The 13,234-nt window shown below is 66.6% G+C and carries 15 protein-coding genes; 4 read left to right on the forward strand and 11 right to left on the reverse strand.

The annotated features are described in order from the left end of the window. Positions 1-113: 113 nt before the first annotated feature. From BRO63_RS29900 to argB, 5 genes are all read right to left on the reverse strand, one after another. The gene (locus BRO63_RS29900; protein ID WP_054457780.1) at positions 114-1,166 is read right to left on the reverse strand and encodes an Ldh family oxidoreductase; all 1,053 of its coding nucleotides are present in this window, start codon (positions 1,164-1,166) and stop codon (positions 114-116) included. Between the two features lie 12 nt (positions 1,167-1,178). After that, positions 1,179-2,672, reverse strand: a complete 1,494-nt coding sequence (locus BRO63_RS29905; RefSeq protein ID WP_088143219.1) for a DASS family sodium-coupled anion symporter — start codon at positions 2,670-2,672, stop codon at positions 1,179-1,181. Between the two features lie 314 nt (positions 2,673-2,986). Next, complete coding sequence (gene slmA, locus BRO63_RS29910) at positions 2,987-3,562, reverse strand: nucleoid occlusion factor SlmA (protein WP_059378316.1); 576 nt, start codon at positions 3,560-3,562, stop codon at positions 2,987-2,989. A 56-nt stretch (positions 3,563-3,618) separates the two neighbouring features. Then, positions 3,619-4,365, reverse strand: coding sequence for a pyrimidine 5'-nucleotidase (locus BRO63_RS29915; RefSeq protein ID WP_088143220.1), 747 nt, complete (start codon positions 4,363-4,365; stop codon positions 3,619-3,621). After that, positions 4,365-5,267 (reverse strand): acetylglutamate kinase, encoded by a 903-nt coding sequence (gene argB, locus BRO63_RS29920; protein ID WP_013396740.1) that lies wholly within the window; start codon positions 5,265-5,267, stop codon positions 4,365-4,367. The genes BRO63_RS29915 and argB overlap by 1 nt, the downstream gene beginning before the upstream one ends. Before the next feature lie 266 nt (positions 5,268-5,533). On the opposite strand from argB, the gene BRO63_RS29925 reads away from it, so the two are divergent. Beyond that, positions 5,534-6,322, forward strand: coding sequence for a MetQ/NlpA family ABC transporter substrate-binding protein (locus BRO63_RS29925; RefSeq protein ID WP_088143221.1), 789 nt, complete (start codon positions 5,534-5,536; stop codon positions 6,320-6,322). Positions 6,323-6,456: 134 nt separating this feature from the next. On the opposite strand, the gene BRO63_RS29930 is transcribed toward BRO63_RS29925, so the two are convergent. From BRO63_RS29930 to BRO63_RS29945, 4 genes are all read right to left on the reverse strand, one after another. Continuing rightward, positions 6,457-6,951: a peroxiredoxin family protein gene (locus tag BRO63_RS29930; protein ID WP_088143222.1), complete on the reverse strand. Its 495-nt coding sequence runs from the start codon at positions 6,949-6,951 to the stop codon at positions 6,457-6,459. Further along, positions 6,948-7,688: a BON domain-containing protein gene (locus tag BRO63_RS29935; protein ID WP_088143223.1), complete on the reverse strand. Its 741-nt coding sequence runs from the start codon at positions 7,686-7,688 to the stop codon at positions 6,948-6,950. The genes BRO63_RS29930 and BRO63_RS29935 overlap by 4 nt, the downstream gene beginning before the upstream one ends. Then, complete coding sequence (locus tag BRO63_RS29940; protein WP_013396736.1) at positions 7,685-8,278, reverse strand: phosphoheptose isomerase; 594 nt, start codon at positions 8,276-8,278, stop codon at positions 7,685-7,687. Before BRO63_RS29940 ends, BRO63_RS29935 begins: the two co-directional genes overlap by 4 nt. 66 nt (positions 8,279-8,344) lie before the next feature. Continuing rightward, positions 8,345-8,848, reverse strand: coding sequence for a YraN family protein (locus tag BRO63_RS29945; RefSeq protein ID WP_088143224.1), 504 nt, complete (start codon positions 8,846-8,848; stop codon positions 8,345-8,347). A 66-nt stretch (positions 8,849-8,914) separates the two neighbouring features. Between BRO63_RS29945 and rsmI the strand changes: the two genes are divergently transcribed. Beyond that, entirely contained in the window at positions 8,915-9,850 is a 936-nt protein-coding gene (rsmI, locus tag BRO63_RS29950) for a 16S rRNA (cytidine(1402)-2'-O)-methyltransferase (protein WP_088143225.1), read from the forward strand. Positions 9,851-9,853: 3 nt separating this feature from the next. Continuing rightward, positions 9,854-10,438: a methylated-DNA--[protein]-cysteine S-methyltransferase gene (locus BRO63_RS29955; protein ID WP_088143226.1), complete on the forward strand. Its 585-nt coding sequence runs from the start codon at positions 9,854-9,856 to the stop codon at positions 10,436-10,438. Between the two features lie 28 nt (positions 10,439-10,466). On the opposite strand, the gene BRO63_RS29960 is transcribed toward BRO63_RS29955, so the two are convergent. After that, positions 10,467-11,426: a septal ring lytic transglycosylase RlpA family protein gene (locus tag BRO63_RS29960; protein ID WP_088143227.1), complete on the reverse strand. Its 960-nt coding sequence runs from the start codon at positions 11,424-11,426 to the stop codon at positions 10,467-10,469. Next, positions 11,423-12,295 (reverse strand): RNase adapter RapZ, encoded by an 873-nt coding sequence (gene rapZ, locus BRO63_RS29965; protein ID WP_088143294.1) that lies wholly within the window; start codon positions 12,293-12,295, stop codon positions 11,423-11,425. Before rapZ ends, BRO63_RS29960 begins: the two co-directional genes overlap by 4 nt. 184 nt (positions 12,296-12,479) lie before the next feature. Between rapZ and BRO63_RS29970 the strand changes: the two genes are divergently transcribed. Further along, positions 12,480-13,232 (forward strand): c-type cytochrome, encoded by a 753-nt coding sequence (locus BRO63_RS29970; protein ID WP_088143228.1) that lies wholly within the window; start codon positions 12,480-12,482, stop codon positions 13,230-13,232. Positions 13,233-13,234: the final 2 nt, after the last annotated feature.

The raw sequence follows: 13,234 nt of genomic DNA on the forward strand, positions 1-13,234 counted from the left end.
GATGGGGCAGTCCGGAGCGAAGGCTCCGGACCGCAATCGTTGCCCCGCGCATGGCGGGCCGCCGACGCGACGGGCGTCTTAAGAACCTACAACGCCCGTCAGCAAGCAGAACATCAAGCAGGCAACGCCTCAGGCACCCCAAGGTCGACGGCCAGCTTGGTAAGCCCGTCCCAAATCCGGCTATCAAACGTCAGCGCATCCTCGTTCAGCGCCCGGTTGCGAGCTTCGTACTCGCCCGGATACTGCACGCCTTCGACGCCCGGTTGCGGCTTGCAGGCGTGCAGGTAGTCGATGAACGCGCCCACCTCCATCGACCGCCAGTCCGTATTGAAGTCCACCTGCGGATCCAGCAGCAGCGCGAACATGTTGTTCGTCGCCACGCCGGTGCGCGGATGCTGCGGCTGGATCGTGCCGCCGCCGGACAGCACGCCGGCCAGTAGTTCGGCCACCAGGCCCAGCGCGTAGCCCTTGTGGCCGCCGAACGGCAGCAGGGCGCCGGGCGGGTCGGTGAACAGCGCGTTGGGATCGGTGGTCGGGTTGCCCTGGGCGTCGATCAGCGAGCCCGCGGGCGCTTCCTCGCCCTTGGCGGCCAGCACCCGCGCCTTGTTGACGGCGATCGAGCTGGTGGCCATGTCCACCAGGAACGGCGGACGGCCTCCCGGCAGCGGACCGGCGAAGCACAGCGGATTGGTGGTCAGGCAGGCCTGCGCGCCGCCGAAGGGCGCCACGGTCGGCGAGCGGTTGATCACGTTGGTGAAGGCCAGCAGGATCAGGCCCTTGGCCGCCACCATTTCGCCATAGTGGCCCATGCGGCCCAAGTGATGGCTGTGGCGCAGCGTCAGGATGCACTGGCCGTGCTCCTGGGTGCGCTCGATGGCCTTCTCGATGACGACCTTGCCGACATATTGGCCCAGCCCGTGGTGGCCGTCGTAGGCCAGCATCGCGCCGCGGTCGTTGACCAGCTCGGGCCGGCCGTCGGCCTGGGCCAGGCCCTCGGACAGCACGCGCCGGTAGTTCGTCAGGATGGACAGGCCGTGGCTGGTGTAGCCCACCCGGTCGGACTCGACCAGGTGCTCGGCCACGTCGCGGGCGATGTCCTCGGGCACGCCTTGGGCCATCAGCACGCGGCGGCCGTATTCATTGGCTTGGGCGATCGAAATCTTCATGATGCGACCTCCTTACAGCCAGCCCAGCCAGCGCCAGTAGGTCATGCCCATCAGCAGCATCAGCAGGTAGCCGACGATGGTGACGATGATGCCGACCTTGGCGAACTGCTTGGCATTGAAGGTCTCCGTACCCAGGCACACCATGTTCTGCGGCGCGTTGATGGGCAGGATGAAGCCGTAGCTGACGACGAAGCCCAGCAGCATGGTCATGCCCAGGCGGCTGAAGTCGCCCGGCAGCGTGGCCAGCACCGAGATCAGGATCGGCAGCATGGCCGAGGTCAGCGCGGTGGCGCTGGCGAAACCCAGGTGGATGACGATGAGGAAAGCGGCCAGGATCGCAAAGATTGCCAGCGGTCCCAGGTGGTCCAGTCCGGTGTGCGCCACGACCTGGTTGCCCAGCCATTGGCCGGCCTGGGTCGTCAGCAGGGCGGTGCCCAGGCTGATGCCGACGCCGAACACGATCACGGTGCCCCATGGGATGCGCGATTGCACGTCTTTCCACGTCATCACGCCAAAGCGCGGCAACAGCAGCAGGACCAGGCCGAAGTAGGTGGTGGAGGTGGTGTCGAACTTGTGCAGCTTGCCTTCGGTCGACCAGAACAGCAGCAGCATGAGCGACACGGCCATCAGGCGCTTTTGCGCGCCGGTCATGGGGCCCAGTTCAAGCAGCGACTTCTCGACGGCTTCCTTGCCTCCCGCGATGCTGTCGCTTTCCGGCGGCAGCAGCTTGAGCACGATGATGATCAGCACGGCCGACATGATCAGCGACCAGGGGGCGCCGGCGATCAGCCAGTCCGACCACGCCACGCGTTCGCCCAGCATCTTTTCCATGAAGCCGACGGTCAGCAGGTTCTGCGCGGCGGCGGTCTGGATGCCGACGTTCCAGATGCTGGTGGCCTGTGCCACGATGATCATGATGCCGGCGGCGATGTTGGACCGCTTGTCCACGCCGAAGGCAGCGATGACGCCCATCATGATGGGCACCACGGCCGCGCTGCGCGCGGTGGCGCTGGGCACCACCAGGCTCAGCACAATGGTCACGGCGATACATCCGATCAGGATGCGGCGCGTGCTGGTGCCCACCTTGGCCAGCGTCACCAGCGCGATGCGCCGGTCCAGCCCGGTGAAGGTCATGGCGGCCGCAATGAACAAGGCGCCGGTGACCAGCGCCAGCGCCGAGTTCGCGAAGCCGGTCAGCGCCATGCTGATCGCGGCCGAGGTGCCATAGAGCACTTGCGGGTCTTTGATTGTCGGAGCCGTGCCCAGCAGGAAGGCCATCAGCGTCGTGATCATGATCGCGCTGGCTTCGTAGGACACGGCTTCGGTAATCCAGACCACCACTGCGAATGCCAGGATGGCGAGCATCCGGTGGCCCGCGACGGGCAGGTCGGCGGGCAAGGGCATCATCAGCACGCCGATCATCACTAGGACGCCGGCGATGAGTCCGATTGGAATTTTGGTTTTCTTTGGGGCTTGCGAGGCAGGGACGGCGGCTTGCGCGGTCATATCCATCTCCGGTTGAGGTCAAACTGCCGACACACCGCCCCGCGAGCAACGGGATAGGTCAAATCGGTGTGTCGACGCTACAGCATGATCGTGACGGCATTGCGGAAAACCCGTATTGATACTGATCAAACCTGTGGAGAATTGGGCTTGTGGAAAACCTCTGACGGGCATTATGCTCGTCGCCCCGCGCCGCCGGCAAGCGAAGATTGTTGCATTGAACAATGCAAATCTGCCGAAATAGAGACGGATGGAAAATTAATTGGATCGTGCCACGATGCTAATTGGCACGACGGCCGGATGACCCGGCCTCCAGCTCAGCCCAGCGCCAGGCGCAGCTGTTCGTCCAGATGCAGCGTGGGCGCGATGCGCCAGCCGCTCTGCGCATAACGCAGCCAGCGGCCCAGCACCAAGTGCGTCAGCAGGCTGGCGTGCGCCGCCACATTGGCCTGCGGCGGCAAGCCGCCATCGGTGACCGCGATGCGCAGCGATTGCTTCAACGACGCTTCGATGCGGTCGTTGATGTGGTTGATGCGTTCCTGCAGGCGGTTGTCTTCCGTGACCAGCGCGTCGCCGGTCAGCACCCGTGTCATGCCCTTGTTGCGTTCCGAAAAGGTCAGCAGCATGGAGACGGTCTGGTGGGCCTGGGTCAGGCCATGGGGTTCGGCGATGGCGATCTGGTTCACCAACGTGAAGATGCTGGTTTCGATGAATTCGATCAGCCCTTCGAACATCTGCGCCTTGCTGGCGAAGTGCCGGTAGAGCGCGGCTTCGGAGACTTCCAGGCGCGCGGCAAGCGCGGCCGTGGTGATGCGGGATGCGTGCGGCTGCTCCAGCATCTCGGCCAGGGTCTGCAGAATCTGGGTCTTGCGCTCGCCGGGTTTGCTCGCCATGGAAGGGTCTGCTCTCGCGCAGGCTTGACGGTGAAGGGGAGGGGAGGAGCGCGCCGCTATCCCCGCAGGGGGCGTCGGCGTAACAGCAAATCACTGACGGAGTTTACCCGCAAGTCGACGTAGGCCGGCCGCTGCGAGCGGCCGCGGGCGAACGGCGTGCCCGGGTGATACACGTGGACGGTGCGCAGCCCGGCCTGGCGCGCGCCGCGCAGATTGGCCAAGGTGTCTTCCACCAGCACCGCGTTGCGCGCCTGCACGCCTTCGCGGGCCAGCACGTGGCGCAGCAGGGCGGGCGAAGGCTTGGGTCGGAACTCGCCATGCAGGCGCATGTGCTCGATGGCCCACAGGCTGTCGAACTGCCGCAGGATGCCCAGGCGCGCGAGCACCGCGCGGGCATAGTGCAGCGGCGCGTTGGTCAGCAGCACCTTGCGGCCGGGCAGCCGGCTCAGCTTGTAGGCCAGCGCCTTTTCCGCGCGCACCAGCGGGCCGACGTCGAAGTCGTGGCTGCGGTGCAGGAATTCGTGCGGGTCCACGCCGTGATGGCGCACCATGCCTATCATGGTGGCGCCGTAGCGTTTCCAGTACTGCGAACGCACGCGGTTGGCGGTGTCGATGTCGACGTTCAGCGCCTCGACCACGGCCATGGTCATGCCGTGGTCGATCTTGGGGAAGATGGCGTGCGAGGTGTCGTGCAGCGTGTTGTCCAGGTCGAACAGCCACAGGCGTTCGGAAACGCCCGTGGCGGTGCGGCGGGAGCGGCGCACGCGCACCGCCGGCCGCAGCAGGTAACGCTGTGCCCGCATCAGTGCGAGCTGATCATCGTGCCCACGCCCTGGTCGGTCAGGATTTCCAGCAGCAGGCAGTGCGGCACGCGGCCGTCGACGATGTGCACCGAGTTCACGCCGTTCTTGGCGGCGTCCAGCGCGGACGAGATCTTGGGCAGCATGCCGCCGGAAATCGTGCCGTCGGCGAACAGTTCGTCGATGGTCTGGGCCGACAGGCTGCGCAAGAGCTTGCCGCCCTTGTCCAGTACGCCCGGGGTGTTGGTCAGCATCAGCAGTTTTTCGGCGCCCAGCACTTCCGCCATCTTGCCGGCGACGACGTCGGCGTTGATGTTGTAGGCCGTGCCGTCCTCGCCATAGCCGATGGGCGAGATGACGGGGATGAACTGATCGTCCTGCAGCGCCTTGACCACGGCCGGCTCGACCATGGTGATGTCGCCGACGAAGCCGATGTCGATGGGCTCGGACGGATTGTCCTTGTTGGCCATCAGCTTCTTCTGGGCCTGGATCAGTCCGCCATCCTTGCCGGTCAGGCCCACGGCCTTGCCGCCGACCTCGTTGATCATCATGACGATGTCCTGCTGGACCTGGCCGCCCAGCACCCATTCGACCACTTCCATGGTCTCGGCGTCGGTGACGCGCATGCCCTGGATGAAGGTGCCTTGCTTGCCGATGCGGCGCAGCGCGTCGTCGATCTGCGGACCGCCGCCGTGCACCACCACCGGGTTCAGACCCACCAGCTTCAGCAGCACGACATCGTGCGCGAAGCTACGCTGCAGACGCTCTTCCGTCATGGCGTTGCCGCCGTACTTGACCACGATGGTCTTGCCGTGAAATCGTCGGATATACGGCAGTGCTTCAGACAGCACAGCGGCTTTGACAGCAGGAGACGAAACGGCAGCAGGGTCGGGGGTGTCGGTCATGGCAGCTAAGTCGGCAAATATACGTATGAGTGGTTAGAAAAAATGCCTGCACAAAAACGCGTTCGGGACGCGGTAGCGCAAGCATACGACGGATTGTAGTACCCACAGGTTTCTTATGCTTTAAACCCATGTTCATATGCCCGACAAATAACCGGCATTCAGGTAAATTGGGGGCGATTTCGCAACGGCCGGCCCCGCAAAAGGGGGCAGGGCCACACCGGCAGGGGCATCGGCCCCCGATTTTTTACCCATAAAAGAGGCAACACATGCGTTTGAACTTTGTCCGGTCCGCCCTGGCGGCGTCGGTGTTCCTGATGGCGGCAAACGCCGCCCATGCCGAAAAAATCGTGGTGGGCGCGACCCAGGTTCCCCATGCCGAGATCCTGGAAGTAGTGAAGCCGCAGCTGGCCAAGGAAGGCGTGGAGCTCGACATCAAGGTGTTCAGCGACTACGTGCAGCCCAACCTGCAATTGGCCGACAAGCAGCTGGACGCCAACTTCTTCCAGCACAAGCCGTACCTGGACTCCTTCAACAAGGACCGCAAGGCCACGCTGGTGCCGGTGGCGCTGGTGCACGTCGAGCCCTTCGGCGGCTATTCCAAGAAGATCAAGAGCCTGTCCGAGCTCAAGGACGGCGCGACCGTCGCGATCCCGAACGATCCCTCCAACGGCGGCCGCGCGCTGGTGCTGCTGCAGAAGCAGGGCGTGATCAAGCTGAAGGACCCGTCCAACATCCTGGCGACGGCCGCCGACGTGGTCGAGAACCCCAAGAAGCTGAAGTTCCGCGAGCTGGAAGCCGCCATGCTGCCGCGTTCGCTCGATGACGTGGACCTGGCGCTGATCAACACCAACTACGCCCTGGAAGCCGGCCTGGTCCCGACCAAGGACGCCCTCTTCATCGAAGGCTCGGATTCGCCCTACGCCAACATCCTGGTGACCCGTTCGGACAACAAGGACGCGCCGGGCATCAAGAAGCTGGTCCAGGCCCTGCACACGCCCGAGGTGAAGAAGTTCATCCAGGACAAGTACAAGGGCGCCGTGGTTCCGGCGTTCTGAGCCTGGCCCGCCGCGGCCTGATCTGGAAACCGCCCGTCGGGCGGTTTTTCTTTTGGGCGCCGTCGTGGCGGGCCTGGCCGCCGGGCGAAAAAAAACCGCCCTGTCTGGGGCGGTCCTTTGTGGGGCTGCGGCGCTCAGCCCGCCGCCAGGGCCTTTTCCACGGTGGCGTGGAATTCCGCCACATCGTATTCGCCCAGGTAGCGCTTGATGATGCGCCCCTGCTTGTCGATCAGGAAGGCCGTGGGCGTCAGGCGGATGTCGCCGAAGGCGCGGGCGATGTCGCCCTTGGTGTCCAGGGCCACCGGGAACGGCAGCTTGCGCGTTTCGGCGAAGTTCAGCACGAAGTTGGGCGGGTCGTAGTTCATGGCGACCGCGACCGCCTGATAGCCCTTGGAGGCGTACTCGTTGTAGGCCGAGATGGTTTCCGGCATCTGCTTCACACAGGTCACGCAGCTGGTGGCCCAGAACTTGACCAGCACGACCTTGCCGCGCAGGTCCTGCATCGAGAAGGTCTTGCCTTCCAGCGTGGTGAAGGTGACGTCGGGCGCGGTCTGGGCGGGGCGCATGACAAACCAGGCGCCGATGCCGACCGCCACCAGGACGGCCAGTGCGATGATGGCTTTCTTCATTTGATGGGCATGGCCTCTACGCCACTGCTGGTGCCGGCCGCGTTGTCGCTGGCTGCGCCGGCGCCGCTTTCGATGGGCGCTTTGGTTTCCGTGGAAGTGTTGGACTTGGAACCGGTGTTCGACAGCCGGATGGCTTCCTCGCGGCTGATCGTCTCGAACAGTTTAACCACCTTGGCCACGCCGCCGACGTCGGCGGTGGCGTTGGCGGCATACTCGCCTTCGGCCTGCGTTACCTTGCCCATCAGGTAGACCACGCTGTGGTCGGTCGTGACCGCGATGGTGCCGGACGGCACGTACTTGGTGTTGAGCAGGGCGGTCTTGACCTTGGAGGTCAGCCAGGTGTCGTTGGAGCGCGTGCCGAACGAGGCGATGGGGCCCACGTTCAACTGGTTGATGACCTGTTTGACGTTTTCCACGCCCTGGGCGATGGCGGTGGCCTGGCTCTTGGCTTCTTCGGTGGGCACGTCGCCGGTCAGCAGCAGGTGGCCGCCGTAGGCCATGGCATTGACGCGGGCGGTGTCGCCCAGCTTCTGCGAGATCTGGCTCTGCGCCTTGAACGCCATGTTCTGGTCTTCGAGCTGGACGCCGGAGGTGCGGCGGTCCGTCACGACGACCGCGGTGGTGGCGGCCGCGCCGCCCACGATCAGGGGCGCGCAGGCCGTCAGCGAGAGCGCGGCGGTGGAGAGCGCCGCGGCGAGCATCAACGGGCGGGCTGCGGTACGGACGTCAGAAATCATTCGGTGTCTCCAAGCAGAAGAGCGTCAATGCCGTCGCACAGCGCGTGCAGCAGCAGAATATGGACTTCCTGGATGCGCATCGTGCGATCGCTGGGAACACATAGATGGACGTCCATCGGCGTAATGAGTTCCCCCATCACGCCGCCGCCCTTGCCGGTCAGGGCAAGCACGTGCATTTCGCGGGCGCTGGCGGCTTCCATGGCGCGCACCACGTTGGGGGAATTGCCGCTGGTGGATATGGCTACCAGCACGTCGCCGGCCTGGCCGAAGGCGTTGACCTGGCGTTCGTAGATTTCGTCGAAGCCGTAGTCGTTGCCCACCGCGGTGAGGATCGAGGTGTCGGTGTTGAGCGCGATGCCGGCCAGGGGCAGGCGTTCGCGTTCGAAGCGGCCCACCAGTTCGGCGATGAAATGTTGCGCGTCGGCGGCCGAGCCGCCATTGCCGCAAGCCAGAATCTTGCCGTTGTTTGCCAGGGCGCCGAACAGCACGTCCACCGCCACCGCCAGCGGCTCGGCCAGGACGTTCATACTTTGTTCGCACGCAGCCATGGCGTCGCGAAAGTGCGACGTCATACGAGAGGTCATATCCATGGGCGCGATTATCTCACGGGGCCATGGCGTGGTTCTGTCCAGGCGTAACGACTGTTAGGCAGGTCGTTACCGGGGCAGGCGTAGGCTCTCGGCCTGCCAGAACGCGTCGCGCAGCCATTGGGGATCGCCGGTGTCGAAGACGACCGCGTCAAAGCGTGCCGCCGGCAGCCTGCCGTGCCAGTGGCGCCGGGCCAGCTCCGGCAGCCAGTAGGCCGCGGCGCGGGACAGCCGGGCCTGCTTGTCCGGGCCGATGCTGGCCGCGGCGCCGCCATAGCGGCTGGGGCCGCGCGCGCGGACTTCGACGAACACCAAGGTGTCGCCTTCGCGCATGGCCAGGTCGATCTCGCCGGCGCGGGTCTGCAGGTTGCGCGCCAGCAGGACCAGGCCGCGCGACTGCAGCAGGCGCAGGGCGGCGTCCTCGTGGTGGTCGCCCTTGCGTTGGGCGGGCGAGCGCCGCGGCGGCGGGCGATCCGCGGGCGCCGCGCGGGTGGAACGGCGCCGGCGCTTGGCCGCGCGGCGGCGGGCCGCCAGGGCCAGTTCGCAGGCCAGTCGCAAGGTGTCATCCGTCATGGGCGCTCCGGAAGTGGCGGGCATAGGCGGCTACACTGACATGGTTTCCCGTGTCCGTAGGCTGCAATGAATCAAAATGTCTCACCTCCCCCTGCCGGAGATGCCTGGTCCCGCGTGTCTGAACGCGTGGCGGGGCAGCATTGGCCCGCTGCGACGCTGTATGTCGTGGCCACGCCGATCGGTAACCTGGGCGACTTGGGGCTGCGCGCCTGGCACGCCTTGCAGCGGGCCGACGTGATAGCCGCCGAAGACACGCGCGCCAGCCGCGCCTTGCTGGACGCCTGGGGCGTGGGCACGCCGCTGATGGCCGCCCACCGCCACAATGAAGCCGCCGCGGCCCAGGCCATCTGCGAGCGCCTGGCCCAGGGCCAGCGCGTGGCGCTGGTGTCCGACGCCGGCGCACCCGCCGTCAGCGATCCGGGCGCGCGCATCGTGCGCGCCGTGCGTGAAGCGGGCTTTGGCGTGGTGCCGGTGCCGGGGCCCAGCGCCGTCATCGCGGCGCTGATGGGCAGCGGCGTCACCACGGATGAAAACCCGGGCTATGCCTTTGCCGGCTTCGCGCCGCCCAAGACGGTCGCGCGCCAGCGCTGGCTGCGCACCTGGTGTGCCTTGCCCGCGCCCGTGGTGATGTTCGAATCGCCGCACCGACTCGCGGCCACGCTGGCCGACCTGCTGGAAGTGTGCGGCCCGGACCGGCTCTTGACCGTGGCGCGCGAACTGACCAAGCGCTTCGAGGAGATCGCGACCTTTCCGATGGGCGAGGGCGCGGCCTGGTTGGCCGCGGACTCCCACCGCGAGCAGGGCGAGTTCGTGCTGATCGCGCATGCGCCCGCCGAGCAGGAGATAGATGAAGAAGCCGATCCGCGCACCGATGCGCTGCTGGACGCCTTGCTGGAGTCGCTGTCGCTGCGCGACGCCGCGCGCGTGGCGGCCAAGGTTTCCGGCTTGCCGCGGGACGTGCTGTACAACCGGGCCCTGGCCCGCAAGAAATCGGCGGAGTAAGGCATGGTGTATTCGACTGTCGTGTCCAACAAGCCTGCGGATCCCAACGAGCGCCTGGTCTATCGCGATATCCCCACGCCGCTGGGCGACATGCGCCTGGTCGCCAGCCCCAAGGGCCTGCGCGGCGCCTGGTTCACCGACCAGGAACTGCTGCCTTCGGCGGAAGGCTGGATCCTCACGCAATCCGATCCCATCCTGGAGCAGGCGCGCCGTGAGTTGGACGAATGGTTTGCCGGCCAACGCCGTATTTTCGAGGTGCCGCTGGACCCCGTGGGCACGACTTTCCAGCACCAGGTCTGGCACGCCTTGTGCGATCTGGAGTTCGGCGTGTTGACCAGCTACGGCGCCCTGGCGCGCACCGTGGGGCGGCCCAAGGGCGCCCAGGCGGTCGGCGGAGCGGTCGGACGCAATCCGATCAGCATCATTATTCCGTGCCACCGGATCATCGGCGCGGACACCTCGCTGACCGGCTTCGGCGGCGGGCTGCCACGCAAGCAGGCCTTGCTGGCGCACGAAGGCAATTTCTATCGCAGCCGCAGCGCCAGTGCGCGCCGGGTGTGCGACGGACAGGCGGAACTGCCCTGGTAGCGTGGGGCAGCCTTGACAGGCCTGAGGCTTACTGCGAGGCGATGCTGGGCAGGATGCCGATGCGGTCCGACACCAGCGGCACGGCGTTCAAGGCGCTTTGCCGGTCGGGGTAGGGGCCGATCTTGACCCGGTAGAGGTTGTTCGACTGTTCGACCGACGCGGGCGGCGCGCCTTCGGCGCCGAGTTGCGTGTTGATGCGGCTGACCAGTGATTGCGCGTTGGCCGGCTGGCTGAACGCGCCCACTTGCAGATAGACGCTGCCGATGCCGCCCGCGGCCGGCTGGCGCACCGGCGCGGAACCCGGGGCGGGCCCGGGCAGCGGTTCGGCCGCCAGCGCCACCGGCACGGCGGCGATGGGCGCCGCCACGGGTGAAGAGCCCGTCGCCGACGAGGGCTCGGGCACGGCCGTGGCCGAGCCCTGCGAGGCCAGCCGCCGGATCTCGTCCTGCGGTATGGCCTCGACGACTACCTGGCCGCTGCCGGGGCCGATGATGCCCAGCTTGTACGCCGCGACATAGGACAGGTCCATGATGCGGTCGCTGTGGAACGGGCCGCGGTCGTTCACCCGCACGATGATGGTCTTGCCGTTGACCATGCTGGTGACGCGGGCGTAGCTGGGCAGCGGCAGCGTGGTGTGGGCTGCCGTCATGGCGTACATGTCGTAGGACTCGCCGATGGACGTGGAATTGCCGTGGAACTTCTTGCCGTACCACGAGGCGGTGCCGCGCTTCTTGTAGGGCTGGCCGCTGGTATCCGGCACATAGCGCTGGCCGAACACCACATAGGGCCGGTTCGCGCCGCTGGCGTAGGGTTCGACCCTGGGCACCGCATCGGGCACCTGGTCCAGGTTCGAAGGCGGATTGGCGTCCGGCCCGTCGTCCTTGTAGTACCCGCCGCCCTTCTTGCGTCCGCCGGTGGAGGAGCAGCCAGCCACGGCAATGGCCAGCAGCAGCATCATGAACAGGCGGGTCGGGCGGGACAGGGTCATGCGGATTCGTCAGGCAGTTGGGTGCGATGGCGCACCAGCAGCGGGTCGTGGTCGGCAAAGCGCAGCGCCAGCTGTTCGACCACATACACCGAACGGTGCTGGCCGCCGGTGCAGCCGATGGCGACCGTGAGGTAATTGCGGGTGTCTTGCGTGTACTGCGGCAGCCAGCGGTTCAGGAAACCGGCGATGTCGTCGATCATCTGCCCCACCAGATCGAAGCCCGCCAGCCAGGCGGCCACGGGCTCGTCGCGGCCGGTCAGCGGCCGCAGGTCGCGGTCGTAGTAGGGATTGGGCAGGCAGCGCACGTCGAACACCAGGTCCGCGTCGCGCGGCACGCCGCGCTTGTAGGCGAAGGATTCGAAGGTCAGCACCAGCGGCGCGCGGTCGGCCTTGATCAGGTCGCGGATCCAGACACGCAGCTGGCCCGGCGTCAGGTCCGAGGTGTCGATGACGTGTTCCTGCTCGCGCAGCGGCGCCAGCAGTTCGCGTTCCAGCGCGATGCACTCGGACAGCGTCGGGGTCTTGCCGCCGCGCTGCAGGCGGTCGGTCAAGGGGTGGCGGCGGCGGGATTCGGAATAGCGCTGCACCAGCGTTTCCGTGCTGGCGTCCAGGAACACCACGCGCAGGCTGGTGCCCATGGCGCGCAGCGCGGTGACCACGTCGGGCAGTTCGGCCAGTTCGCCGGGGGAGCGGACGTCGATGGCGACCGCGACGCGTTCCATGCCGTCATCCCGGGCGTTGGCGATGAATTCGGTCAGGAACCGCACGGGCAGGTTGTCGACGCAGGTATAGCTCGCGTCCTCAAGCATGCGCAGGGCGACGGACTTGCCTGAGCCAGAGATGCCGGTGACGAGGACGACTTTCAACATGGACATGATTGTGGCACGCTTTTCGAGGACGATGCCGGCGGGATGACATCTGATATGGCCGTAAACTGCCAATCTGCGCCTGTACCGTTTTGGCTCCCCTGGCGTAAGCTTGGGGCCGGATACTCGACAGATTCACATACGCGCCCCGCCGTCATGCGTTTCGGGGGAATGGAATTCGACCTAGATGTTAGCCTTCATTTCCTTTCGTAGTATTTCACTGCCGCGTTTTTGGGCAATTTCCCTACTAGGGGCCGCTGCCGCCCTCCTGGCAGCGCCCGCGCCGGCCCAGCCCGCGCCCCAGGAACGCCTGCGCCCCGACACCATGGACGCCCGCGTCGCCGCCTGTACGGCCTGCCATGGCGCGCAAGGCCGGGCCGGCGCCGACGGCTACTATCCGCGCCTGGCCGGCAAGCCCCAGGAATACCTGTACCACCAGTTGCTCAATTTCCGCGACGACCGGCGCCAGTACCGGCCCATGACGCACCTGCTGACCGGACTGCCCGACGACTACCTGCGCGAGATCGCCGCGTATTTCTCCTCGCAGCATGTGCCGTATCCGGCGCCAACGCGCGCCGAGGTCTCCGCCGCCACCCTGGAGGCCGGGCGCAAGCTGGCCCTGAACGGCGATGCCGCGCGCGGCCTGCCCGCCTGTGCCGCCTGTCACGGCGCCGCCCTGGGCGGCGTGCTGCCCGCCATCCCCGGCTTGCTCGGCCTGCCGCGCGACTACATCGGCGCGCAGATCGGCAGCTGGAAGAACGGCTTGCGCCGCGCGGCCGAGCCCGATTGCATGGCCGACATCTCCAACAAACTGACTCCCCAGGACATCGGCGCGCTGGCCGCGTGGTTGTCCTCGCAGCCCGTCGTGGAACCCTACGCGCCAGACGCCGCGGGTTCGATACGCCTGCCCGCGGAATGCGGCAGTCAGGCGCAACGGTAAGG

This window comes from Achromobacter xylosoxidans (genome assembly GCF_002192695.1).
In the GTDB taxonomy this organism is placed as follows: domain Bacteria; phylum Pseudomonadota; class Gammaproteobacteria; order Burkholderiales; family Burkholderiaceae_B; genus Achromobacter; species Achromobacter xylosoxidans_C.